The organism is Helicobacter baculiformis, assembly GCF_900197685.1.
Lineage (GTDB): Bacteria > Campylobacterota > Campylobacteria > Campylobacterales > Helicobacteraceae > Helicobacter > Helicobacter baculiformis.
Map to the genome: position 1 here is coordinate 1 of NZ_FZMF01000030.1, position 25,265 is coordinate 25,265.

25 protein-coding genes and 3 pseudogenes are annotated in these 25,265 nt (G+C 45.1%); 4 read left to right on the plus strand and 24 right to left on the minus strand.

Going from position 1 to position 25,265, the window contains the following annotated elements; all coding sequences use genetic code 11:
* The 8 genes and pseudogenes from C6G87_RS05545 to rplU form a co-directional block, all read right to left on the minus strand.
* Positions 1-119, minus strand: a pseudogene (locus C6G87_RS05545) (GTPase ObgE); the annotation flags it as partial.
* A 3-nt stretch (positions 120-122) separates the two neighbouring features.
* On the minus strand, positions 123-923 hold the full coding sequence (locus C6G87_RS05550; RefSeq protein ID WP_104752535.1) for an ABC transporter ATP-binding protein: 801 nt from the start codon (positions 921-923) through the stop codon (positions 123-125).
* Entirely contained in the window at positions 920-1,792 is an 873-nt protein-coding gene (locus tag C6G87_RS05555; RefSeq protein ID WP_104752536.1) for an ABC transporter ATP-binding protein, read from the minus strand. The genes C6G87_RS05550 and C6G87_RS05555 overlap by 4 nt, the downstream gene beginning before the upstream one ends.
* A gap of 8 nt (positions 1,793-1,800) precedes the next feature.
* Complete coding sequence (locus tag C6G87_RS05560; RefSeq protein WP_104752537.1) at positions 1,801-2,658, minus strand: ABC transporter permease; 858 nt, start codon at positions 2,656-2,658, stop codon at positions 1,801-1,803.
* Positions 2,658-3,662 carry an ABC transporter permease gene (locus C6G87_RS05565; protein WP_104752538.1) on the minus strand — a complete coding sequence of 335 codons (1,005 nt, stop codon included), beginning with the start codon at positions 3,660-3,662 and terminating at the stop codon, positions 2,658-2,660. Before C6G87_RS05565 ends, C6G87_RS05560 begins: the two co-directional genes overlap by 1 nt.
* A gap of 21 nt (positions 3,663-3,683) precedes the next feature.
* Entirely contained in the window at positions 3,684-5,264 is a 1,581-nt protein-coding gene (locus tag C6G87_RS05570) for an ABC transporter substrate-binding protein (protein WP_104752539.1), read from the minus strand.
* Between the two features lie 30 nt (positions 5,265-5,294).
* A complete protein-coding gene (gene rpmA, locus C6G87_RS05575; protein ID WP_104752540.1) occupies positions 5,295-5,558 on the minus strand; it encodes a 50S ribosomal protein L27 in 264 nt (87 codons plus the stop codon).
* A 9-nt stretch (positions 5,559-5,567) separates the two neighbouring features.
* The gene (gene rplU, locus C6G87_RS05580) at positions 5,568-5,879 is read right to left on the minus strand and encodes a 50S ribosomal protein L21 (protein WP_104752541.1); all 312 of its coding nucleotides are present in this window, start codon (positions 5,877-5,879) and stop codon (positions 5,568-5,570) included.
* A 118-nt stretch (positions 5,880-5,997) separates the two neighbouring features.
* On the opposite strand from rplU, the gene flgL reads away from it, so the two are divergent.
* Complete coding sequence (gene flgL, locus C6G87_RS05585; protein ID WP_104752542.1) at positions 5,998-8,529, plus strand: flagellar hook-associated protein FlgL; 2,532 nt, start codon at positions 5,998-6,000, stop codon at positions 8,527-8,529.
* Here flgL and C6G87_RS05590 read toward each other — a convergent pair.
* The 7 genes from C6G87_RS05590 to ribA are packed head-to-tail and all read right to left on the minus strand — an operon-like array spanning position 8,520 to position 13,675.
* On the minus strand, positions 8,520-10,640 hold the full coding sequence (locus C6G87_RS05590) for an LTA synthase family protein (protein WP_104752543.1): 2,121 nt from the start codon (positions 10,638-10,640) through the stop codon (positions 8,520-8,522). The genes flgL and C6G87_RS05590 overlap by 10 nt on opposite strands.
* Positions 10,641-10,642: 2 nt before the next feature.
* A complete protein-coding gene (locus C6G87_RS05595; protein ID WP_104752544.1) occupies positions 10,643-11,398 on the minus strand; it encodes an HpaA family protein in 756 nt (251 codons plus the stop codon).
* Between the two features lies 1 nt (position 11,399).
* Positions 11,400-11,882 (minus strand): cyclic pyranopterin monophosphate synthase MoaC, encoded by a 483-nt coding sequence (gene moaC / locus C6G87_RS05600; RefSeq protein WP_104752545.1) that lies wholly within the window; start codon positions 11,880-11,882, stop codon positions 11,400-11,402.
* On the minus strand, positions 11,879-12,409 hold the full coding sequence (gene mog, locus C6G87_RS05605; protein ID WP_104752546.1) for a molybdopterin adenylyltransferase: 531 nt from the start codon (positions 12,407-12,409) through the stop codon (positions 11,879-11,881). Before mog ends, moaC begins: the two co-directional genes overlap by 4 nt.
* Positions 12,410-12,418: 9 nt before the next feature.
* Positions 12,419-12,859, minus strand: a complete 441-nt coding sequence (locus tag C6G87_RS05610) for a molybdenum cofactor biosynthesis protein MoaE (protein ID WP_104752559.1) — start codon at positions 12,857-12,859, stop codon at positions 12,419-12,421.
* Between the two features lies 1 nt (position 12,860).
* Entirely contained in the window at positions 12,861-13,082 is a 222-nt protein-coding gene (locus C6G87_RS05615) for a MoaD/ThiS family protein (protein WP_104752547.1), read from the minus strand.
* Positions 13,082-13,675 (minus strand): GTP cyclohydrolase II, encoded by a 594-nt coding sequence (gene ribA, locus C6G87_RS05620; RefSeq protein WP_104752548.1) that lies wholly within the window; start codon positions 13,673-13,675, stop codon positions 13,082-13,084. Before ribA ends, C6G87_RS05615 begins: the two co-directional genes overlap by 1 nt.
* 839 nt (positions 13,676-14,514) lie before the next feature.
* On the opposite strand from ribA, the gene C6G87_RS05625 reads away from it, so the two are divergent.
* Complete coding sequence (locus C6G87_RS05625; protein WP_104752549.1) at positions 14,515-15,009, plus strand: YhcH/YjgK/YiaL family protein; 495 nt, start codon at positions 14,515-14,517, stop codon at positions 15,007-15,009.
* Positions 15,010-15,019: 10 nt separating this feature from the next.
* Positions 15,020-15,529: a DUF2147 domain-containing protein gene (locus C6G87_RS05630; protein ID WP_104752550.1), complete on the plus strand. Its 510-nt coding sequence runs from the start codon at positions 15,020-15,022 to the stop codon at positions 15,527-15,529.
* Here the strand turns inward: C6G87_RS05630 and asd are convergent.
* The 3 genes and pseudogenes from asd to C6G87_RS05645 all read right to left on the minus strand — a co-directional run.
* A complete protein-coding gene (gene asd / locus C6G87_RS05635; protein ID WP_104752551.1) occupies positions 15,526-16,521 on the minus strand; it encodes an aspartate-semialdehyde dehydrogenase in 996 nt (331 codons plus the stop codon). The genes C6G87_RS05630 and asd overlap by 4 nt on opposite strands.
* Positions 16,518-17,828: a histidine--tRNA ligase gene (gene hisS, locus C6G87_RS05640; protein WP_104752552.1), complete on the minus strand. Its 1,311-nt coding sequence runs from the start codon at positions 17,826-17,828 to the stop codon at positions 16,518-16,520. Before hisS ends, asd begins: the two co-directional genes overlap by 4 nt.
* Positions 17,829-17,907: 79 nt before the next feature.
* Positions 17,908-19,146, minus strand: a pseudogene (locus tag C6G87_RS05645) (RNA-guided endonuclease TnpB family protein); the annotation flags it as partial.
* Between the two features lie 69 nt (positions 19,147-19,215).
* Between C6G87_RS05645 and tnpA the strand changes: the two are divergent.
* Positions 19,216-19,637 (plus strand): annotated as a pseudogene (gene tnpA / locus C6G87_RS05650) (IS200/IS605 family transposase).
* Between the two features lie 298 nt (positions 19,638-19,935).
* Here the strand turns inward: tnpA and bcp are convergent.
* From bcp to C6G87_RS05680, 6 genes are all read right to left on the minus strand, one after another.
* Entirely contained in the window at positions 19,936-20,394 is a 459-nt protein-coding gene (gene bcp / locus C6G87_RS05655; protein ID WP_382262547.1) for a thioredoxin-dependent thiol peroxidase, read from the minus strand.
* A gap of 7 nt (positions 20,395-20,401) precedes the next feature.
* Positions 20,402-21,037, minus strand: coding sequence for a LutC/YkgG family protein (locus C6G87_RS05660; protein WP_104752554.1), 636 nt, complete (start codon positions 21,035-21,037; stop codon positions 20,402-20,404).
* Positions 21,030-22,469: a LutB/LldF family L-lactate oxidation iron-sulfur protein gene (locus C6G87_RS05665; RefSeq protein ID WP_104752555.1), complete on the minus strand. Its 1,440-nt coding sequence runs from the start codon at positions 22,467-22,469 to the stop codon at positions 21,030-21,032. The genes C6G87_RS05660 and C6G87_RS05665 overlap by 8 nt, the downstream gene beginning before the upstream one ends.
* A complete protein-coding gene (locus tag C6G87_RS05670; protein WP_104752556.1) occupies positions 22,470-23,195 on the minus strand; it encodes a (Fe-S)-binding protein in 726 nt (241 codons plus the stop codon). It abuts the gene before it with no gap.
* Positions 23,196-23,241: 46 nt separating this feature from the next.
* Positions 23,242-24,354 carry a DNA type IV secretion system protein ComB10 gene (locus tag C6G87_RS05675; protein ID WP_104752557.1) on the minus strand — a complete coding sequence of 371 codons (1,113 nt, stop codon included), beginning with the start codon at positions 24,352-24,354 and terminating at the stop codon, positions 23,242-23,244.
* The coding region (locus C6G87_RS05680) for a TrbG/VirB9 family P-type conjugative transfer protein (protein WP_158653107.1) at positions 24,351-25,265 on the minus strand (915 nt) is incomplete at its 5' end. The genes C6G87_RS05675 and C6G87_RS05680, both read right to left, overlap by 4 nt.

Below are 25,265 nucleotides of genomic sequence, written 5' to 3' on the forward strand. Positions count from 1 at the left end.
TCGCCCCCATCGCCCCCATCCGGTCCGCCCTTGATCACAAATTTTTCGCGCCTAAAACTCACCGCCCCCGCTCCTCCCTTGCCTGAGGCGATGGTAATTTCTACACTATCTACAAACATGGGCTAAGAAAAGCGTCGCATGGATTTTTCTAAATGGGGTACAGCGTCTAAAAGCTTTTTGGTGTAGGGGTCTTTAGGGGCACTCAGTACGCTATCCACATCCCCGCGCTCCACAATCTCGCCCTGATACATCACTAAAATACGATCGCTGATGTGCTCCACCACACCCAAATCATGGCTGATAAAAATATAAGTCAAGCCCATTTCTTGCTGCAAGTCCAAGAGCAAGTTAAGCACTTGGGCTTGAATGGAGACATCTAAAGCCGAAACGGGTTCATCACAGATCACCACCTTAGGGCGGATAATGAGCGCGCGCGCGATGCCGATGCGCTGGCGTTGCCCTCCGGAGAATTGGTGGGGGTAGCGGCTAATCCACTCTGATTTTAGCCCTACAAAATCCATCATCTCTAAGACTTTTTCCCGGCGTTCTTGTTTGGAAAGATTGGTATTGAGCAAGAGAGGTTCAGCAATAATATCGCCCACCTGCCATCTAGGATTGAGGCTAGAATAGGGGTCTTGAAAAATCATTTGTACATGTTTGCGGTATTCCTGCCAATCGGCTTTGCTAAACTGGGCTAGGCTTTTTTCATTGAATAAAATCTCCCCTCCGCTGGGACTCTCAATCCCCATTAATAATTTGGCGGTGGTGCTCTTTCCACACCCGCTCTCCCCCACCACGCTTAAAATCTCCCCGGGGTGCACCTTGAAGGTGATATTTTTCACCGCGTGGATGAGTTTGGAAGGCTTGAAAAGTCCTTGAGAAATGCGGTAGGTCTTGTGCAGATCATTGACTCTTAAAATCATCGAATCTCCCTAGGAAACTCTAAATAGTTGACATTCTCATCCACGGTTTGAAGGCGTTTTTTGCGGTGTTGCTTGCCCGGTTTGGGAATGGCGTTTAAGAGGGCTTGGGTGTAAGGGTGGCGCGGGTTGTTAAAAAGCTCTTTAGCGCTGGCTTTTTCCACCACATGCCCCTTATACATCACCACCACCGCATCGGCTAATTGCGCCACCACGCCCAAATCATGCGTGATGAATAAAATAGAAGTCCCCTTGCTGGCTTGCAATTCTTGCATGAGCTCTAAAATTTGGGCTTGAATAGTCACATCTAAGGCGGTGGTGGGCTCATCGGCGATCAAGAGCTCTGGGGCACACACCATGGACATGGCAATCATCACTCTTTGGCGTTGCCCTCCGCTCAGCTTAAAGGGGTAATCGTGGTAACGCTCTTTGGCATGGGGGATGCCCACGCGTTCTAATTCGGCTAGGGCGCGCTCAAAGCGTTCTTTACGACTCAAATGAGGGTGGTGGATTTTGAGCGCTTCGCTGATTTGAAACCCAATGGTGTAAGAGGGGTTTAAGCTGGTCATGGGTTCTTGAAAAATCATGCTAATTTTCTTGCCCCGAATGTCCTTTTGCATTTGCTTTTGAGACAATTTCAGCAAATCCTGCTTGTTAAATTCAATACACCCGCTCACAATTCTGCCCGGCTTGTCAATGAGTCCTAGAATAGAGAGCGAGGTGATGCTTTTCCCGCTCCCACTTTCTCCGACAATACACAGAGTTTGGGATTTTTTGAGCTCAAAACTCACCCCGTCTACGGCTTTATTTACATTCTTATCCGCAAAAAAATAAGTCCTAAGGTCGCTTACTTTCAACAAGGTCTGATTCATACAGCTCCTTAATGCGCGCGTTTGGGATCGAGCGCGTCCATGATCCCATCCCCTAGCAAGTTAAAGCCCATCACGGTCAAGAAGATCATGCCCCCGGGGAAAATGATGAGCCAGGGGGCGGTGGTGATGTGTTGCATGGCATCCATGAGCATTGCGCCCCATTCGGGCGTGGGGGGTTGTGCGCCCAGCCCCAAAAAGCTCAAACCGGCCGCCTCTAGCACGGCAGAAGCAAAGCCCATTGTGGCTTGCACGATAATGGGCACAGTACAATTAGGGAAGATGACTTTAAACATCAAGCGCAAATGCCCCGATCCATTGACCTTAGAGGCGATGACATATTCTTTTTCTTTTTCAGCTAATACGGAAGCGCGCACAATGCGCGCAAACCCGGGAATGCCCATTATCCCGATAGCCAACATGGCGTTGAACAAAGAAGGTCCCAAAATTGCCACTACGATGATGATGAGCAAGATCGAGGGCAAGGAGAGCATTAAATCCATTACACGCATGATAATCATGTCTGTTTTACGCCCAAAATAGCCTGCCAAGAGCCCAAAGACAATTCCAAAAGACACGGCGATCCCAATGGAGATAATGCCAATGGTTAAAGAAATACGCGCGCCATAGAGCAAGCGCGTGAAAGTATCGCGTCCCAAATCATCTGTACCTAAGAGGTGTTTGCTGCTCCCTCCATGCTCCCAAGCGGGCAAGGCTAATCTCTCTTGGGTGTTTTGGACATAGGGGTCATGATGACTGATCACAGGGGCTAGCAAGGCGCACAAGATCAAAAAAAGTACGATCCATGCCCCCACCACAGCCGCCTTGTTCTTTTTAAACTGCCCCCAAAATTCCTTGAAGCGTTCCATCATGAGAGCCTTATGCGCGGATTGATAAAGGCGTATAAAATATCTACTACTAAATTCGCCCCAATGAAGATCACCGCTACAATCAAACTAGAAGATTGGATAATGGGGAAATCTCTTTGGTTGAGCGCATTCACCATCCACTTGCCCACCCCCGGCCATGCGAAGGTGTTTTCGGTGAGAATGCTCCCTCCAAGTAAGCCGGCCAGCATTAAGCCCACAAGAGTGGTTACAGGGATAAGCGCGTTACGCAGGGTGTGGATCACCACCACTCTAAAGGGCGAACAGCCCTTCGCTCTAGCAGTGCGCACATAATCTTCTTTGCTCACTTCAAGCATACTAGCTCTAGTCATGCGCGCGATGATGGCAGTAGGGATAGTTGCTAGTGCGATGCTGGGCAATACCAAATGTTTGAGCGCATCTTTAAAGGCAGCATAATCATGAGCTAACAAGCTATCGATGAGGTAAAACCCGGTGGGACCATCTAGATAAAATTCATCGCTCAAACGCCCATAGGAAGGAAACCACCCTAACTTGACGCTAAAGACATAGACAAGCATTAAACCCAGCCAAAAAACGGGCATGGAGACCCCGGCTAAAGCCACGCTCATGCTCGTGTAGTCAAAGAAACTATAACGCTTGATTGCTGCTATAATACCCGCAAAAAGCCCCAGTATAATAGAAAGACAAAGCGCACTTAGGGAGAGCTCGATCGTGGCCGGAAAGCGTTGCAAAAACTCGCTGATCACCGGCTCACCCGACATCAAAGACTTGCCAAAATCCCCATGAAAAATGTGGTTGATATATAAAAAGTATTGTTCTAGCAAAGGCTTGTTTAAACCCATTTGCTCGCGTAAGGCTTCTACAGATTCTTTGCTCGCGTGTTCGCCTAAAATTACTAAAGCCGGATCACCGGGCACCAAGTGTACCATAGCAAAGACAATAATACTCACCCCAAATAGGGTTGGGATCGTCCAAAAAACCCGCTTGAGAATGAAACTCAGCACAATAACCCTCGTTTTACAAGATTATTTGTCAAAGTACACGCTAGAGAAGCGGTTGAGCTGCACTCCTGTAACTTTTAATCCTTTTACACTCACCAAATGGGGTAAAATTTCATCTGGATATGCTAGAGGGATCCACGGAACATCCTCATGGAAAATAACCTGCGCGCGCTCATAAAGCTTGGTGCGTTCTTTCTGATCTGTAATCTCTTTAGCACGGGTTACTAGATCAGAATACGCGTCGCTTTTGTAAAAAGAGCTATTTTGGCTAGGAATTTGAGAAGCAGCGTGCTTACTCCACAAAATATAAAGGAAATTATCCGGATCGCCCGTATCTGCCATCCAGCCACTAAAGGCCATCATGTGCTCGCCCATAGCAGTCTTCTTTAAGTAAGCCCCCCATTCAAAGAACTCAATTTTAACTTTGATGCCTATCTTAGCAAGTTGCGCCTGAATAAATTCCGAACCTTTCTTATTATGTTTGGCAGCAGTATAAAGCGTAGTTTCAAAGCCATTAGGATAACCAGCTTGTTTTAAAAGTTGTTTTGCCTTAGCAAGATCATAGGCATAAGGTTTAATATGGATATTGTAACCCCACATGCCGGGAGGTAATGGATTAACAGCCTTTTGGGCGTAACCCCCGTAAACTACTTTAATATAATCATCAGCATTAACAGCATGGTTGAGCGCTAGGCGCACAAGACGATTATCAAAAGGCTTTTTCTGAGTATTAAGGCTGATCCATGCAGTCATAAGAGAGGGAGCCTTCTCTACAACAACATTGGGGAGACTCTGTAGATGCGGCACCTCATTACGATTTGGAGCGCTGATCAGGGATACCTCCCCCTTTTCTAATGCCAAAGCCCGCGATGAGGGATTGGGGATCACGCGGATAACAACCTTGTCTAGGTATGCTTTAGCCCCCCAATAATCAGGATTCCTAGTCAAGATAACCTTGTCATCTTTAAGCCATAACAAGAATTTAAAAGGTCCTGTGCCAATAGGTTTCCTAGAGAGCTCATCCTGTTTACCCTGACTAGCTAAATGTTGCGCATAATCTTGACTCAAGATCGAGAGGAAATCCATGCCTAAATTTGCTAAAAAAGGAGCTTCGGGTTTTTTAAGCGTGATTTTAATTGTGTACCTGTCCGGTGCCTCTATACTTTTGATAATATGGGACATCGCCATGCTTTCCCAGTAGATGTAACTACGCCCCTTGTAATAGGGATCACCCCCGGCCATTTGGCGTTTGAAAGAAAAGAGCACATCTTTAGATGTAAATTCGACTTTTTTATTCCAATACTTAGTGGTGTGAAAATAAACCCCTTTACGCAGATGGAAAGTGTAAACCAAGCCATCTTTAGAAATCTCCCAACTACTTGCTAGAGCGGGTTCGAGCTCTGTCGTCCCGTATCTAAAGCGTACTAAAGTTTCATAAATGTTGCTCGTGCTCGCATAGCTCTCGCCGTCCGTTACCAACGCCGGGTCCATGCTCGAGCCGTCCGCACCCCGCGCGTAAATTAAAGTCCCTCCAAACTTACCTTCTGCCCCTAAATTTCCCCACAACAACCACAGACCCAAAAAGCCCGCGAGCCACTTTCTCATCGCTACTCCTTCTCCCCCTCTTCAGTTCTATTAACCGCTCTGCGCTTCTAGTACGCTCACTTTCTTGCGTTGCTTATCTTTGTAGCCAAAACATACAAAACCATCTACCAAAGCAAAAAGAGTGTGATCCTTGCCCATGCCTACATTCTTGCCCGGGTGCACCTTAGTGCCCCTTTGGCGCACGATAATATTGCCCGCGCGCACGAACTCCGAGCCGAATTTTTTAACCCCTAAACGCCTCCCGGCCGAATCGCGATTATTTTGGGTACTCCCCTGACCTTTCTTGTGCGCCATTTCTACTCCTTATGCGACAATTTTAGAAATTTTGACACGGGTAAAATCGCGCCTAAAACCTCTTTTAGTTTTACTATCTTTACGGCGACGCTTTTTAAAGATTACCACCTTCTTACCCCGCCCTTCATTGATGACTTCCGCCTCAATTTTAGCCCCCTGCACAAAGGGCGTTCCATACACAGGCGTGCCCTCCTTGATCACCGCTAAGACCATGTCTAACTCTACACGCGCTTTGGGTTCTAAACCCATTTTATCCAGCAAAACGACATCGCCCTCTTGCACCTTGTATTGCCTACCCCCATTTTTGAACACTGCGTACATACTAAAATCCTGAGAAAAAATTAGGCCTTACTCTAACACATAAAAGCTTAAAGATGAGACTGCGCAACATGGTATACATCTTGCATGATTACAAAAGTTTACATGTAAGGGGAATCCTATGCGTATCAGTGATAGCGGTCGCTATAACCAAATGAATTATTACCAAAATACTTTACAAAACAAGCTCAACACCGCTAATACCAAGATCGCTTCGGGTTTGAAGATTCAACATGGCTATCAGGACAGCAATGTCAATAACCAAAATCTCAAATACGGCTTTGAAGAAAACACCCTTGATCAAGGCATTGATGTTGCCAACAGCGCCCACACAGCCACTCTTAACACCGACAAGGCGTTAAGCGAGCTCTCCACCACCATGGAGCAGTTTAAAACCAAATTGATTCAAGCGGCTAGCGATGTGCACTCCACCACTTCTAGACAAGCCATCGCCCTAGATTTAGAAAAACTCAAAGCCCATATGATCAATGTGGCAAACACTTCTATTGGAGGAGAATACCTCTTTGGGGGGAGCAAGGTCGATCGTAGACCCTTTGATAGCGCGGGCAATTACTATGGCAATAATGAAGACCTCAACGCGTTAGTGAGCGCGAACAATCTTGTGCCCTACAATATCACGGGGCATAATTTGTTCTTGGGCAAGGATTTGGACAAACAAAAACGCATCACCACCAATATCCGCATGCTCAACCAAAGCAAGTTACACCCAGACATCATGGACGCGCTGAACAAAACCGCAGAACCTCAAGAAGTTTTTGTACAATCTAACGACACCTTGCGCGATCTCATCGGCGATACGGATGACGACCCTAGCAACGATCCCAAGGAGTATTTCTATTTGCAGGGGGTGCGCCCTGATGGCAACGCCTTTAAAGCCAAATTCGCCCTAGATAAAGCTTACACGAAAAAAGAGGACGCGGCCACCATTGCCGATTTGCTAGAACAGATCGGGCGCGCCTATGGCAACACCTCTAGCAATAAAGTGGTGGAGGTGAGCTTGAACGCATGGGGAGAGATTGAGATTAAAGACCTCACCACCGGTAACGCCACCATTGATTTTCACATGGTCTCTAGCGACAAAGATGTAGATGATCTTAACCAACTCCGCGCTAGTGATGCGCGCATCACTAGCTATGTCAAAAGCCCCTTTTTAACCGATCGCGGACTTTCTGTCTTGCATGGAGTCAACAACCCCTACGATCACCGCATTGTGGATCTCTCTAGCGCGTTCATCACTCAAGACAACACCCCGGCTAATAGAAACACCAAACTTAGCGCGATCTTAGGTCCTAAGGCTGTCTCTTTAGAGATTAGCGGTACGCGCCCCAATCATCAGGATGGTACTCTCAACACCACACCCCTAGAACCCCTTGTCTTAAGCGTGGACTCCACCTTGCAAGATGTGATGAACGCCATCAAAGAACATTTTCAAGGGGATTTAGATGTGGAGATTTCTGAAGATGGGAGATTGCGCCTCATCGATCACAATGTCAAAAACACCGCTCACGACAGTAAAACACCCCCTTTTGATGGACCTCATGGCTTGAGCTTGAGCTTGAGAACACTAGATGCTAAGGGGCAAGAGGTCAAAGCCCTGCCCACAGATTACGCCAGCGAGTATCAAAAAACCTATTTCACCCACACCGGCGCGCGTCTTGTGGGCAATGTTTCTCAAGTCGTGCCCAAGAGCATGGACTATGCTACAGGGGCGACTAAGCTTGCTGAGGTGATGGGTTCTCAAATTGGCGCGCAGAGTTATGTGTTCAAATTACGCGATCACAATGGCGTACCGGTGCAAGCGCGCTTGTCCTTGCAGGATCAAGGGGCGTTCTTAGAGTTGCCCCATAAAGGAGGGGGCGCGCCCTATCAAATCCCCTTGTATAACCGCAACCAAAACCCCCCTGCTCTCACCAAGCCCAATGAGGTTACCTATCGCCAGTTAATGGACGCGATCGCCTTAGCGATGAATTACAGCAATCAAGACACCAAGGTTTATGAGCGCGCCCAAGCGCATGTGCCCTCCCAAGAGAGCAAAGAGGCGTTTTTAGCCTTACTCCAGCAAGCAGATACGCGCGTAGATGTCAATTTAAATGAAAATGGACAGGTGGTCATCCATGATAAAATCCACTCCAAAACCCCCATGCAGTTCATGTTTTTTGATAGCCACTCTGATGATTTCTCTCCCGATGTCTTGAAAAAAGACGCGCCCTCCATCCGCTTGAACGCCAACAACGCCCTCACCATCGATCAGCCCCATATCAATTTTTTCAAACAATTAGACGGGGTGATCGACTCGGTGCGCAGGGGGATTTATCGCCCCGATGCGCTACAGGATAATTACAGCGAACAGATGCGCAACTTGGGGATTCAAAACAATATTGCATTGGTGGATCACTTGAGCGATCACATTGAAAAGGTGATCGCAGCTAATGGAGCGCATGGGCGCAGTTTTGCACATATGTTAAGACGCAATGAAGTACTCAAATCCCAAGTACAAGCCATTCGGGGCGACACCGTGGGTACAGACATCGCAGAGACTTACAATAAGTTCTCTCAGTTGCGCAACAATTATGATGCGGTGCTCTCCTCTAGCAGCAAGATCAACCAAATGAGTTTGAGCAATTATTTATGAGGCGTTAAAGGGGACTTTAAGATAGGACCTTTGAAGAGATAATACCAGCTTAGTCCATTGGCGATTTTCTCTTTTTCCATGAGTGCTTTAGCAAGCTCTAAATCTTGGAGGTTGGGGGGGTGTTCGATCCATTGGTGGTTTTGCACATAGCGCAACCCCTTGGCTCCCCCGCCTCCATAGACAAAATCCACTCCATCCACCCCCTTAGCCCCCACCACATCAAAACCCAGCGCGTGATCGCGCACACAACTTGAAGGAATATTGGCGTTGCTAAAGAGGGGGCTGCCAAAGCTCGCATACGCATAGCCCTTAGGGGCGATCAATTCTACAATCGTGGGGGCGATGTCTATATGCGCCCCGATACAGCGAATCCGTTTGGGCTCTAAAGAGGGGGCATAGACAATCAGGGGCACGCTTTTTGTCATGTAAAAATCGTCTTTGGCGTAATCAAAACTGCGATCAAAATGATCCCCGGTGATGATGAAAAGGGAGTTAGGGAATTTGGCGCGCGCTTTTTTGATGAAGTCCACTAAAATTTTGTCATACCAATAGACATGCCCTAGAAAATTCGCATCGGGGAGATTGGTAGAAGCAGGGGTGCGATCCACAAGGGCTTGGATTTGCTCCAAAGGCACGCCAAAGGCTTTTAAATTCACATTTCTAGTGGTGTGGTTGCTCAAAGTCATCACCATGCTAAAGGTTTTGCGATCGGGGGGTGTGGTTTGCAAAATGTAATCAAAGAGAATATTGTCATGCACGCCCCAATTGCTCTCTAAGGGTTGTGGGTAGGCTTTAGGGTTTGTGGCTAGCTTTTGGCGGGCAAATTCTAGCAAATGGGTGTTAAAGATCAAGCCATCAAAACCCTGAGTTTTGGTAAAACTATCCAAACGATTCCAAATCCCACTCCCCCCATAGTAAAAGAGATTGTGAAACCCTAGTCCTTTCATTTGGTTGCCAATCGCTGTAGGGAGACTGGGAATCTTCACGCCCATATTGACAAAATTGGTGTCGTTAATGTTAAAAAGCCCGGTGATCTGCACATCTAGACTTTTAACCGTACGGCGTGCGTTTTCTAGGAATAGAGGAAAGATAAAACCATGCTTTTGATCGTCCAAGCTCTTCAAGGCGCTCACAAGGTGGATGGAATCGAATTTGGGATCAAAATGCCAACTGGAGAGCGATTCTGAGACAATGTAAAACACATGGGTGATCTTAGGTTCTAGGGAATTGGTGCTTTGGTGCTGCAATAACTTTCTCAAGTCCAGGGGGAAGCGCGTGTCTTTGGGGAGATTGAAGTACGCCATGGTGGCTTCTAAAAGCGGTTTAGAGCTAAAGTTGGCAAAACTACTCTTTTTTCTTTTACTATAGCCCCTAAAAACAAGATAGAGGTTACGGAATGTCCCCGGAGTAATTTTTCTTAAAAAAACGTTTTCGGCTGGTTGCACCACAAAATCCAAAGATACCCCAGTAAGAGCTAAGCGCGAGTTTATGGATACTAGCATAAACAATGCTAAGCTAAAGAAAGGCACCCCCCAATATAAGCTAAAAGGGAGAGTCTTTAAGGCATCATGTAAACGTGTTGTCAAGTGTGCAACCCTAAGGTAGAGAAAAACACATAAAGCGCTCAAAACAAACCAAATTAAGATTTTTGTGCCGATAAAATACTCGCCGGTTACAGCCATACCCAAAAGTGTTTTGGGATCTTCTGTAACAACATCTAGTAAGTTTGCATCAAAAACATTCCCATAAATGCTGTAATAGGTTATGTTGGCGATTTGCAGAAACAAACAAAGCGCGATGCTAAACACGATGTAAAAGAAAAGTACCCTGCTACGTAAGCGATTAGGCGTGATGAGTCCTAGAAGCAAAAATAGCAAGCCAAAAATAGCAACAACGCGGTTATCGTATTTGATCCCATCGCCTAGCACTTGCCAGATGGGGGTTAAAAGTGTATTCAAAGGCTGGTTTAGCGCGTCTTTATAAACCCCTGTATAGGCAATAAAACCCAATCGCAGGCAGACAAAAAATGCAGTGAAAAACAGACTAAAGAATAAGGCTTTTAGCACAACACACAAAAGCTGTTGGCTTAAAGATAAGCGAGAATGCGCCATTATTAATCGGGTTTGCGTGCTTTTAATTCTGTAATATCTTTACTATAAGTTTTGATTCTCTCTTGGGTAATTTTGGAATCTATGCGTTGCATTAGGGCTTTAAAGATAGTGTTAAGGGCCTTTTTAACCGCATCATTAGAGTTATCTTTGCCCTTATACATGGAACTAAACAACCCACCCGTGTGTTCAGACTTGCTGGATTTGACAAAAGGCTCTTTAACATCAATCTCGCTCAAATCCACCATGAAAGAATCGATGGATTCTCCGCTCAGGGGCTCTACAAACACGATTTTAAGATAACCCATCGCTAAAAGCGTTCCCTTTGTAACGTCCATGCCTGTAGAAAAGATGAGACCGGGGCTAGATTTTTTTTGCTCCGTAGTTTTAGGATCGGGTCTAAGTACAATTTCACCACTAATTTCAAGCGCCAAGTAACCATCGCGCCTTTGGGCAAAAGAGAGATCGCTTTTATCGCTCATATCTACAAGCGCCACTTTATACCCTTGATTTTTAAGCAAATCTTGAATTTTGAATGTAAGCTGTTGCTTAAACTTCAGTTCGTACTCTTTAGCAATATTATCGCTGTATTGAAGCGTAGGCTTCAGCAATATAATTTCTTTATTAGTTGCGGGAGCTTGGTGTGCACTGGTTTGATAAGCTAGGCGCAGGGGCACTTCATTTGTTACAATGATTTGGGGACCGCACCCTGCAAGCACCACGCATAACCCAACACTCACTAATTGCCGTTTCCACACCATTTTATTCCTTTGCCATAATTGTATAATCCCCACTCTTACCCCCGCTTTTCTGTTCTAGCTGAATCTCCCCCATCACCATGCTTTTATCCAAGCTCTTAGCCATGTCATAAATGGTCAAAAGCCCCACGCTCACCCCTGTGAGCGCTTCCATTTCTACCCCTGTTTGCCCTTGACACTGCACGCGCACGCGCACCAAAAACGCGCTCTCCTGAGGACATTCTAGCACCTGTACATGCACTCCGCTTAAGTTGAGCGGGTGGCACATGGGAATGAGTGTACTCGTCTGTTTAGCCCCCATGATAGCAGCAACGATAGCGGTTTGAATCACGGGACCCTTTTTAAGCGTGTTGTCTAAAATGGCTTGGTACGCCTGTGCGCCCATGCGAATTTTGCCACTGGCGATCGCCACCCTATGGGTAGATTCTTTAGCGCTCACATCGACCATGGTGGGCTGGTTTTGTGCGTCTAGATGGCTGAATGTCATTTTTTAGGGCGGAACACTTGGATATGCTCCGGGTTGCCTTCAATATAACGCCCCCCAATCAAATCAATACAATAGGGAATGGCAGGGAAAACCACTTCTAAGCATTCTTGAATGCTTTTGGGTTTGCCGGGCAAATTGACAATGAGACTTGAGCCTCTAATGCCCGCGCTCTGACGCGAGAGAATCGCCGTGGGTACATACTTCAAGCTAGCCATGCGCATCAGCTCCCCAAAGCCAGGCAACATCTTAGAACACACCGCTTGCGTGGCCTCAGGGGTTACATCTCTAGGGGCTGGCCCCGTACCCCCTGTGGTAACAATGAGATCGCAACCTTTGGCATCGCTTAAGTCTATGAGTGTTTGTACAATACTCTCTTGATCGTCAGCGATCAAGGCGTATTCAAATTCTAAGGGGTTGCAAATATAACGCCCTAAAACCTCTTTAATCGCCGGCCCGCCCAAATCCGCATACACCCCCGAAGAAGCGCGATCGCTGGTCACAACAATGCCGATCTTAATACATTCCATGCGTCCCTTTCACGCCAATAAACCGCTACCCTTCAAAGGGTGGCTTTGATCTTTGGCATACACCCTCTGCTTGTTTTGCAGATAATACTTCCAAATGGGGGCGTTGTGCTTAAAATCCTCAATGAACGCGCCATACAGCTCTAGGGGGGCTTGGCGGTGCTCAGACATCAGCCCCACCATGTAAGAGCTCTGCGATACGAGTACATCACCCCTAGAGTGTGCCATTTTGAGCACCACACCGCGCGCTTGCGCCTTTGTTTGCCAATCTTGAAACCATGCCTGCAATAAGGGCATGTGCACATCAAAACTCAAGCCTTCAAATTCTGATTCTTGAGCGCGCACCACGCCGGTAAAAACACAGAACGCCCCGCAATTATGCGCCACGCACTCGCGTTCCCATTGGGTGTAAAATCTAGCCGTGTCCAGCGCGCCCTCAACGACCTCTAGCAAACTACCCCCCACACACCGGAGGCATCAGCACCACCCGATCTCCATGCTTTAGAGGTGTGTGGATATTGTCCACTAGAACACCATTGATCGCAATCGCGCTCAAGGGTAGCCAAGATTTCAAGCTCTCTTTTTGCGCTAAAATAGTCTTTAACGCGCTCAGATCGCTAATGTCAAGTTGCATGCTCTCTTCTGAGATAGGTCCTAAAAATTCTACACTGATCATTAGAGTAAATGCCCCATTCTATTTTTTTTGGTTTCCAAATACTGCTGGTTGTGGCAATTGCTAGGCACAATGATACTACAGCGTTCCACTTTAACAAAAGCGCTCAAAGCCTGCACCTTTTGGGGATTGTTAGTGAGCAGGTGGATATGCTTGATGCCATAGTGCTCTAAAATATCTTTAACAATATCGTAATCGCGCTCGTCATCCTTAAAACCAATAGCGCGATTAGCCTCAATAGTATCATAGCCTTGATCTTGCAGGGCGTAGGCATTGATCTTGTTAAATAACCCGATGCCCCGCCCCTCTTGACGCAAGTAAATGAGCATGCCCCCCTGTGTCTGTGCACTCGCATCGATCCTTTGTAACGCCAACTCTAGCTCCCCCCCGCAATCGCATTTTTGCGACCCAAAGACATCGCCGGTTAAGCATTCTGAATGCAGGCGCACCAAAGGAGTGGCAGATAGATGCGAGGTAAATACCACGAGATGATCAAAACTCTGCTCCCCTTTAGTCTCCCTAAAAGATTGAATGCGAAATTCCCCGAACTTAGTAGGTAATTTTGCTTCATTAGAAACTTGAACACGACGCTCCATAAAAACTGCCTTTAAAAAATGGCATTCTACCACTTAAAGGTAATATTATGGTGAAAATCGCTTAACTTTGCTTGAAAGTATTTTATGAGGTGAATCACCCACCGCTACAAATGCGCCGCATTTGCTGGCGAGCTGGATTAAACAGAATACTTAAAACCCGCTTGCAAGCTTCAGAATGAAGCCATGCGTAACTTTGGGTCATCCCTGCCCAAAAAAATGCATCGCGTTTTCCTTGATGGCATGCCGTTTATCTAACATTCACAAAGCATGGGTTCTAATATTGATACTGGCGTTAGTCTGCTGTGGCGGCGTGTTTTGCAACAAGGGCAGACAAAATTCTATGGAGTGGCTTTTTACCTGTGTTGCTCCCACAAGTCGAGCAGATGTAAGGTTTTGCCTTTCCAATTAGCCTTGCATTCTAATAGGCTAATAAGCTTAGACCAATGTCTAAACCTATGGTTTTTTGAGCGGGGCAAGCATTCCGCTTGCTTGGTTTATGATCCTCGCAACTCACAAGAAGTAGCATTTATCCGCTACACAAGAGATAAACCCCTGCTTGATGTATAGGCAAATGCCTATGAAACTTAGCTTTGACTGGCTCTTTGAACTTGGGTAGCTTGAATTGCTTATTATCTAAACCTAAACCTATTTCTAAGTGTTATGGGACACAGAAAGACTGCTTGGCATACTTTTTAGAATTTGAATAGATTTAAATCTAGGGACATACTCCCCATAGCTAAAGCTAGGGGCTTTATGGCGCAAGTTGATAGGATAATAATAAACTTTAAAAATCATTAGGATTTTGTTGCTATATTCACTTTCTTATTTTTGGAGGAAATATGGCAATTTTTGGTAAATTAACTTCTCTTGAATCTCTTTTTAGGAAGACTTTGGAGCTAGAGTTTTTGTACACATATTTGCAAAGTTTGTTAGAAAAGACTCATATTCATCACCAGAATCTCATACAACAAGAGATAGGCTCTGTAAGGCATGAATTAGATCATGGTATGCATGCAATGACAATTGTCTATCGTCCCACAGAAGGAGTGCTAGAAACACACCGCAAGTATCTTGACTTTTTGCTAGTGGTGCAAGGGAGTGAGCTAGTAGTTTTTGGTGATCGAGGGGATTTACGCGTGCAAAACCCCTATGATGCTAAACAGGATCAAGAAACCTACGCAGATGATCCTAATCTCTCTGAGGTGTGCATGCATGCAGGCATGCTTGGAATATTCCTAGACTACGATGCGCACACTACGCGCTCTCATCATGCGCAAATAGTGCGTAAAGTTGTGGTTAAAGTGCCACAGGAATTGATCAAATTGAAATTATGAGAGTGCGCCAATGAAGTATTTTTGGATCGTGTTTGGGTTGGCGTGTGAGGTGCTTGGGGCTAATGCTCTAGAAGGTGTGTATCAAACCCAATCTTTTCTCTACATGAAAAGTTCGTATGTGGAATTTTTTAAATATGAGGGAAAATACTACGCTTATGGAATTGCCAATGTTGATGGTTCTCAAGCTAAAAAGGACATCTACAATAAAGATCCGGCTTTGCGTGATCGCAGTGATAAGGGAGTGGTGTTTTTGTACGATTTGACCCATGTCAATGATGATACTTACAAAAATGGCAGAGCCTATAATTTTTACGATGGACGCACCTATTATGTGCAAGTACGCCAAAAGAAAAACGGGGATTTAAAATTTCTGCCTAGTTTCGATCGGCGTGGTTTCTTTGGTAAGACCTTTATTTGGAAAAAGCTGGACGATGCCTATCTCAAAGAGCATGGCATTGTGAAACCTGACTTTTCTAGGGTATTAGAAACCCTAAAAGAAATCCAGCGCGAAGGTTCCTAGAGCTTTAGATATTTAAGTGCAATCTTGAGCGCATTAGTGGCTGCTCCAACTCTGAGTTGATCAGCCACACACCACAAATGCACAACACTAGAATCAAAGAGGTCGGAGCGGATGCGCCCTACAAAACTTTGATCGGTATGGCTAGCATGAATAGGCATAGGGTATAGTGCCTGTGCAGGGTCATCTTGTACAACCACATTAGACGCATTTTCTAAGATTTCTCTAACCTCTTGCGCACTCGTGGGGCGTGCAAAATGTACACTTAAACTTTCGCTATGACTTCTAAGCACAGGCACGCGCACACAGGTAGCTGAGATGGAAAAATTGGCATGCATGATCTTGTGAGTCTCTTGCACCATTTTCATCTCCTCTTTAGTGTAGCCTGAGGGCAGAAATATGTCAATTTGGGGGATCACATTGAGCGCGATGGGGTAAGGGAAAACATTACAAGTTTGATCGCCTTGCATTTGAGCTTGCAACTCCGACATGCCCCTATTTCCCGCTCCACTTACGGCTTGATAAGTACTCACATCGACACGCGTAATCTCTAAAGCTTGGTGTAAAGGGTGCAAGACCTGCACCATTTGAATTGTCGAGCAGTTAGGGTTAGCAATGATGTTTCTAGGGCAGACCTGTAGATCATCAGCATTGACTTCGGGCACTACTAAGGGAATGTCTTTCTCTAGACGAAAAAAGCTAGTGTTATCAATGACCAATGCCCCAGCACGCGCCGCGCTAGGCGCAAACTCTGCACTCACTTTTCCTCCTGCACTGAAAAAAGCGATATCCACCTTCTCCTGAGCAAAGATATCATGGGTGGTCTCTAAAATGTAGTGAGTACGCCCAAAGGCACTAAGGGGCGTGTTCGCACTTCTCTTACTGGCTAAGGGTACAAAGCGCTCTATAGGAAAATTCCATTTTTCTAGAAGTTCGATAATTTGCGCGCCCACAGCCCCACTTGCCCCCACAAGGGCAACATTATAGCGCTTCATTCACTGACCATCGCTAAGGCTTTTAAAAAGCTCAAATTGTTGACCTGCACCCCCGTAGTCATGTTTTTGAGCGTCAAACTCCGTGTGCGCACCTCTTCTTCACCTAGCACCACTACAAACTCATGCCCCTTATGGTTAGCGTAACTAAAGGGTTTTTTGAGTTTTTCAATTTCGGGGTAAAGCTCAGTATTGACATCACTTTGACGGAACTTTTGGGCGATTTGAGAGGCATAGGTAAAGTGTTGTGCATCCATACACACCACTAAAACCCGTGCACTAGTGGACTTGCTCTCTACAAGTTCGAGCTCTTCTAATCCCACTAAAAGTCTATCCAACCCTATAGACGCGCCTACACCCGGAAAGTTTTGAGTACTAAAGCTTTTGGAGAGATTATCATAACGCCCTCCTGAACATACGCTCCCCAAAGTAGCAAGGGAATTGAGCGTAGTCTCATAGACAACTCCTGTATAGTATCCAAGCCCCCTAGCGATGGAAAAATCTACTTTAAAATGTTCGGGATTAATCTCTAAGGAGAGCAAGAGATCAAACAGATGTTCGAGCTCTTCTAAACCCTCCTTGAGAGTGTCGTTATAGGTTTTTAAATGTGCGACACTTTTGAAAAATTCAAGCGGATCGCCATTTTGCTTGGTATTAATAATGTGCAAAAAATCTTCAAAGTCTAAACTAGGAAAAAGGGTTTTAAGCTCCAAAAGCACACCTTCCTGCCCAATTTTGCTCAGCTTATCCACCACTCGCAAAAGCGCATGGATACTCTCCTCAGTGTGCACTCCAAAATGCCTACAGAGTCCATTCAGGATTTTGCGGTGGTTAATCCATACGCTAAATTCTTCTAAGTCTAAAGCTTTGAGGCTAGCAATGATCACCTGAATAATCTCACTATCGCAGAGCAAGCTCGCACTTCCAATGAAATCGAAGTCGCATTGGGTAAATTCGCGGTAACGCCCCCGTTGTGAACGCTCGCCCCTAAAAACATTCCCAATTGCATAACGCTTGAAGGGTAACCCTAAGGTGTGGTGGTGTTGAGCAACAAAACGCGCTAGGGGCAGAGTTTGATCAAAGCGCAAACCCACCTCGCGCTTGCCATGGTCTTTAAAGCGATAGATTTCTTTTTGAATTTCGCCCGCTTCTTGGGTGAGAATGGAGGCATATTCTAAATGGGGGGTTTCAATGGGCACAAAGCCAAAACTTCTAAAGACGCTTGCCAACTTGTCTAGCACCGCGCCCTTAGCCATCGCTTCTTTAGGTAGTCTGTCCTTAAAGCCACTCAAGGTCTTGGGGGTGATCATGGTGATCCTTTGTTAAGATAGAGGAATTATAGCGACTTTTTAGAGTAGGTGAATCACCCACCCGCTGAAGCGGGTGGGCTTCTTGCTTCAACGATTCATAACTAGCTATATCCAGTATGTAGCCATACTTGGTTACAGCCCCATTAGAGGAATCTCCACAAGCGTAACTTCGGGTCATTCCTACCCTAGTTTTATCTACCTTGATAGCGTGCCGTTCATCTAGCATACCCAAAGCATAATTTCTAATATTGATACTGGCGTTTAGGTCTCTGTGATGGTATGTTTGACAACAAGGGCAGACAAAATTCCTAATGTGCAGTGGCTTTTTACCCGTGTTGCTCCCACAAATAGAGCAGATTTGAGAGCTAGGAAAGTATTGGTTAATTTTGATAAGGGTTTTACCCTTCCAACCAGCCTTATATTCTAATAGACTAATGAGCCTAGACCAGCTGGCATTAGCAATACTCTTAGCTAGTTTGTGGTTTTTGATCAAATTCCTAACTTTCAAGGTTTCTACTGCGATCAAATCATATTGATTGGTTATCTCGCTACTGATTTTATGTAGGTAGTCCTCTCTGCTATTGCTAATAGAAGCGTGGATTTGTGCCACTTTCTTTGCTTGTTTTTTTCTATTGCTAGAACCTTTGAGTTTTTTAGACAACCTCCTTTGTGCTTTAGTGAGTTTAGCTTGTAGATTTTGAAAAAACTTTTTATAGGGATAGAACACGCCATTGCTGGCTATGACTAGGGACTCTAAACCCATATCTAAACCTATAGCTTTTTTAATGGTTGTAGGTTTAGGTCTAGATTTATGATCCTCATAGCTCACAGAAAGATAATACTTGTCTGCTACACAAGAGATGAAACCTTGTTTGATGACAGAGCCCATAGGCAAATGCCTATGAAACTTGGCTTTAATAGCTTCTTTGAACTTGGGTAGCTTGAATTGCTTCTTGTCTAAATCTATTTCTAAGTGTTGCGGGACACAGAAAGATTGCTTGGCATACTTTTTAGATTTGAATCTAGGATAATCTGCCAGCTTAGAGAAAAATCGATCGAAGGCTGTTGTCAGCTGTCTTAGTGCCATCTGCAAGCTTTGAGAGTTGCATTCACTTAGGTAAGCGTAAGCCTCTTGCTTTTTAAGGGTGGTGAGCACCTTTTGCATGCTGAAGTAATTTTCTCTAATGCCCTGTGCGTATTGCTTTTGGCGGTATTCTAAAAAGTAGTTATAGACCACCCTAGCACAGCCAAAGTGCTTGTGTATCAAGGTTTTTTGCTCAACACTAGGGTAAATCCTAAACTTCATTGCTTTAAGCAATTTCTTACGCCTTAACTATTTTACATCATTGTAACATAATTTTATAAAATATTTTTGGGGCATAGAACCATGAAAGAAAACTCTTACAAACTTAGGGGTTATTTATCCACAAGCAGGGGCAAACATAATCTAAAAGCCCATTTGATTTTAGTGTGTAAATACAGAAAAAAGTTGCTCGTAGGAGATGTGGCTATTTTTATAAAGTCTGTGGTTGAAGAGATAGAGGAAAGCTCAGATTTTACCATCATGGCAATGGAAACCGACAAAGACCATCTGCTTTGATGATTTAGTATATCCCTAGAGTGTCTATCAGCTCCATTATCTTGCGGATCAAACAGATCACTACTTATAAAGTTTGGAGAGAAGAAAGATTTATCCCGTTCTTACGCAAACATTTTTGGAAAAATTTTTGGACAGATGGATTTTTTGCTTGCTCCATAGGAGAGGCTAACCCAGAAACCATCAAAAGATATATAGAAAATCAGGGATAAGTGGCATTCATCCCACCCGCTAAAGACGAGTGGGATTTCTGCCGGAGAGGCTTAAAAATAGGTGAGAAAAGGCTTTTATGCTCATTTGATGAGTTATGTCATGGTCTTGTCCACACCCCACAAGGCATGGTGCTGACCATAGACTGAAACACTTCCATCAGAGAGAACCACAAAATCGGTTGACACATTCCCCATAACTGAAGCTAGGGACTTTACGGCGCGGTTGGCTAATCCTGGTGAAGAAACCACAAAAAGCCACAAGGACAGCTTTATATTTCCCCCATTTGGACTTGGTCCCCTAAAGCAAGCCTAACACTTTTTGCGCATGCCCTTTAGCCTTGACATTGTAAAGTGCGTGGATGATCTTGCCCTCTTTGTCGATCACAAAAGTAGAGCGAATAATTCCAACACTCGTCTTGCCATAGAGATTTTTTTCTCCATAAGCTCCATAGGTTTTAGCTACCTTGCAATCCGGATCGCTCAAGAGTTCAATACCTAATTGTTCGCTTTCAATAAAATGGCAATGACTTTGTGTGTCATCAGGACTTACACCTAAGATCACCGCGCCCTTAGCCTCAAATTCTGCCTTGAGTTTTGTAAAATCCTGCACTTCGATGGTGCAACCGGGAGTGTTGTCCTTAGGGTAAAAATAAAGCACCACACTTTTACCTAAAAAGTCCTTCAGACTCACGCTTTTATGATGTGCATTACATAAGGTAAAGGCAGGAGCGGGAGTGTTAGATTCTAAACGCATTATTTTCCTTTCAATATAGGATCACACGCACGACCATCGGTCCATGTACGCCAAAGACGGTTTTAAGCTCAATATCAGCAGTACGACTAGGTCCGCCAATAAAAAGCATGTTGGTAGGTAGCCTATTTGCATTTTGAGATTTTAGGATGGCTAATCCTTGCGCCAAATCGCGCACGATCGCCTCTTTTTCTAATAGAATAATGCATTTGAGAGTGATGAGCGAGGTGAGTCTAGGGCTTTGCTTAGAAGAAACTACCCCCACAATTCCTAAATTAGCCACCCCGCATGCTGCTTTGACAATGGAAGTGTCAATGTCAAAGAGTTCACTACGAAACGCTTCGATCTCTTTGTCATAGGGAATTTTTGTAAACTCCCCGCTCAAAGTTTCCATATCTACAGGCAAATCCATAGCATGTAAAACCTTTTGGCTCTGCATCGATTCTAGAGCTTCTTGTACACTTTGGCTCAAGTTTTCCAAAGAAGAGAGCACTACCTCTGCGCGGTTAAGTTCTTGGAAATGCATGTACTCTTCTAGCAAATTGTCTTTCTCGTCCAAGATGATATTTTTAAAATGCCCTTCTTGATGCGTAATGGGGTGTTTCTTGAGCGCATTTTGGATACGCTCTAGGACAATTTGTTTACTCATAAACCACCCCCTGCATGTTTTTAAGCTGGCTGTGCAAGCTTGCATCTACAACAGGCATGTCTCTATAGCGCATCCAAACTTTTAGCACAGGCACATACGCCCCAACAAACTTACCTAAAGGCGCAAAAAAATGTGCAACTTTCCACCCCCAACGCCAAAGCGGACCATTACATGCCGCCTTAGTGTAGAGGTCCATGCAAAATTCCTCTAACTTGTTGTGTTTAGTGTCCTTATAGCCCCGCACTACCCCTCGCCCCTCGTGTACTTTTTCTGCACGTAAATCTCTAATGAGTTCAGGAAGAGGGATTTTTACCGGGCAAACTTCGCCACAACGCCCGCACAGACTGCAGAGATTAGCAATAGGTCCATAATTATCCAGTCCAAAGAGTTGGGGAGTGATCACCACACCAATAGGTCCAGGATAGGTTGCTAAGTAACCGTGCCCGCTAATCTTATCATAAACCGGGCAGTGATTTAGGCATGTCCCACAGCGGATACAACTTAGGGCGCGGTAATATTTTTCATCAGCCAAGATATTAGAGCGGTTATGATCAAGCAGAATAATATGCGCCTCTTTAGGTCCGTCCAAATCCCCGCTTTGTCTAGGTCCTGTGATGATGTTTTGATAACAGGTGATAGGCACACCCACCGCACTAGGGCAGAGTAGGTTATTAAGGATCGCGGCATCTTCAAAGTTTTCTACTATCTTTTCAATGCCACAAATAGCCACATGGATATCGCAGGCTGTGGTACTCATGCGCCCATTGCCTTCGTTTTCTACCAGCCACAACGCCCCCTCATCTGCGATCGCAAAATTTACCCCTGAAATACCCATCTTAAAGCTTTCAAATTCCGTACGCATGTGCTTTCTAGCAATAGCGTTGAGTTTTTCAGGTTCGCTCTCTAAGGGCGCACCTAGTTTCTTTTGGAAAATCTCGCCAACTTGGTGGCGGTTCTTATGGATGGCGGGTACAACAATGTGTACGGGGTGCTCGTGAATCAGCTGGATAATGAGTTCACCCAAATCAGTTTCCTTAGCTACGATACCCTTTTCTTCCAAAAAGCGGTTGAGCTCGATCTCTTCGCTAGCCATAGACTTACCCTTTAAGATGCGCTCTACACCCCGTTCCTTAGCGAGGTTATAGATGATTTCATTGGCATCATATGCACTACTAGCGTAGTGTACGATGAAGCCATTCTCACGCGCCTTATGCTCAAAGGTCTCTAAGTAGTGATCCAATTTGGAAAGCACTTTTAACTTAGCATTTTTACCCAGTTCTCTGAGTTCTTCCCACTCAGGGTAACGACTTTCGATAAGTTTTTTGCGGTTATGGATCAAAGTGTCCATTGCGGAGCGTAAGTTGGTACGCAATTGTGCATCACCTAATTTTTCGGTGATAACCTCTTGGTAATCATGGGTATTATGCAGCATTTAGACTCCTACTCTTTGAGCTAGAAAATCGTAAAAATGCATGGTCTTAGTGGAGCTTTGTCTCTTCGTCATCGCAGTGCTGATATTGAGTAAACACCCCGCATCAGCTGAGATTAGATAATCTACTTGACGACTTTCGATGTCTTTAATTTTCTCTTCCACCATCGCATGGGAAATCTCCGGCTCTTTAACACAGAAAGTTCCCCCAAACCCACAACATTCCTCTTCGCGCTCTAAGGGGATAAGTTCCACATTGGAAAGTTGGGCGATCAAATTTTTTGCATTCTGGATCACTTTAGAAACCCGTAAGGCATGGCAATTAGAATGCCAAGTGATTTTAGTAGGCGCGCCCTTGTCTTCATAATGCACGCCCAAATGTTTGTCTAAAAATTCTGAGAGTTCAAAAACCCGCGCACAGAAGTGCTTAACTTCTTCGAGTTCCGAATGCCCCTCAAAGAGTTCTAAAAAGTCATGCGCCATCATGCCCATGCATGACCCACTAGGTACAATGATGGGATGATCCTGCTCAAATAGTCTAATATTGTGCAACACTACCTGACGGGTTTGATCGTAATAACCCGAATTGTAGCTAGGTTGTCCACAGCAAGTCTGATCTTTTTTAAAGATCACCTCCACGCCCTCCTTGCGTAAGAGTTTAACGCAGTTAAGAATCGTATTGCTGTAGAGTCCCCCGCCCAAGCAGGTAGCAAAAAAATACACCTTCATCACGCTTCCTTCAAAATCAGTTAAAAAACGGGATTATTATAGCCAATTAATGTTGGAAAAACTCCGCCATCACTTCACCCTCTTTAGGAATAGGGAAAAAAATATCTAAATTAGGTGAGATGAAAACACGACTCCCTTCTTTGATAGTGATGATAGGATTGAGCTTGCTTTTATCTTTGAGAATTTGAGCGATGATTTGGTTTAAGCCCATGCCCGTTTGGCGCGTCAACTGCATTAATAGAAAATCTCCGAAGAGATTGTTTTTGCCGGTTTTGTTGGCGATTGCTGAGGTGAGCGCGATGAGCAAGCCATTAGACAGAGTTGAAACCAGTAAGGGCATGCCATAGCGTTGGAAATTATGCGTGATCACTTCCCCCACCAGCCCGCTATAACCCTTGACATCTGCTCCTTTGGCGTTAGTGAGCATGATATTTACCCCATGCGGAGTGATGATACGCGTCCAAATGATGTCTAAACGATAATCTCCAATCTTATTATTATTGTTATAGTAACCAATCACCTTAGAGCCCTTAGGGATCAGCACAGCCCTACCCATGTTGGCAAAGATATCGCTTTCTACTTGAGCAATAATCTTACCAGCGAGTTGCGAGCTAATAGGAGTGATGAGGAAGGCAGGAATCATCTTATCTGCAGTTAAGGTGCGCGAAAGCTTGTTCTCATGGGTGGCGATGTCCTTAGCTTTAAGATTCTCAAATCCCTTAGAGCCATAATCTATTTCCAACGCCTGCGTCTCCTCTGGAACTTCTAAAGAATTTGATGTTTCAAAGGCTTGGATACGCATCGCTAGCATGTCCAATCTATCCTGCTCTAGTTCTCGTTCTAGGGAAGAGTCAGGTTTTGGGGGTGGTGAGGGCCTTTTCTTGGTTTGCTGCAGAGCAGCTTGCAGAGCTTCTATGTGGCGCGCGTTGGCTTCTAGTTTTTCCTGAAGTGGGGTGTTATTTGAAGTTGTAGTTGGGGGTTCTTTGGGGGCAGTTTTGGGAGGCTCAAAAAGATAATCTGCAAGGGGGTAATTGACCTCTTCTAGTTGGGGAACGGGTGTAGGGGATGGCAAGGCGGGGCGATGTACCCATAAAGAAAGCGCGATAATGCCTCCCATCGCGCCTAAGGATAGCGCGATTTTACGCGCCCATTTTCTCATGGTTTGGTGCGACGCACACAGGCATGCTGTTTGCCTTCTCTCAGCGTCCATTGATTTGCAATGTCCTCAGCGATCAGATAATCCCCTACAACGCGCGTATTGACGGGATTATCATAACCATCAATCACTTTATAGACTACAGGAAACTTCGTCTGTGAGTGCTGGCGGTTGAACTTAAAATAAGTGAAATGCGCATCATTGAAAACGTCTAAGGGAACGATGGGATTTTTACGTTTGAAAGCGACTTTGCAAAGCCAAAGACAAAACCATGCGCGTTTTTTGGCTTGCAGAAGGCGATAGCCCCTTTGAATTTTGTTTTTTTCTATAAACATGGCATTGGTTGCGTCCCCAATCTTCAAGTAGTGCGCATCGTCTTGGGCTTGGTAGCTAGGCTGGGTTTCTTGAAGCTCTGTTTCTAAAAGGGCTAGGGGTTGTTGTTCTTTCTCTGTGAAAAAATGGCGTTGTGAGACATAGACGCTTAGCGTGGGGTGTTTTGAGCTGGTAAAGGTGGTTGAAAAAATGTAGAAGGCGTAAATCTTGCCACTCTTGCCAATCACACTCAAATTAGAATCGACACCAATTTGTAGGGGCTTGATCAATAACACATTGCTATTTTGGTGTGCATCTGTGCCCAACACTTTAGTGCTAAAGCCTACAGAATCGCCTAAAATCACTTCTAAAATAGGCTCTTCAAAGATGAGCATGGTTACCATTGCGTAGCGCAAACGGAGCTTATGGGTTTCGCCTAAATGGTAATCAATGAATAATGTGTTATCTAGGTTATGGCGATTTTTATAGAAAAAACTTCTTTGAATAGCATTAAGATCCTGCATAGAATAAGGGGCTGATTCTGAGGTTTGCGGTTCTTCTGGTGTCGCGAGGGGTTGTGAGGAATTAGCAGACGCATCAGT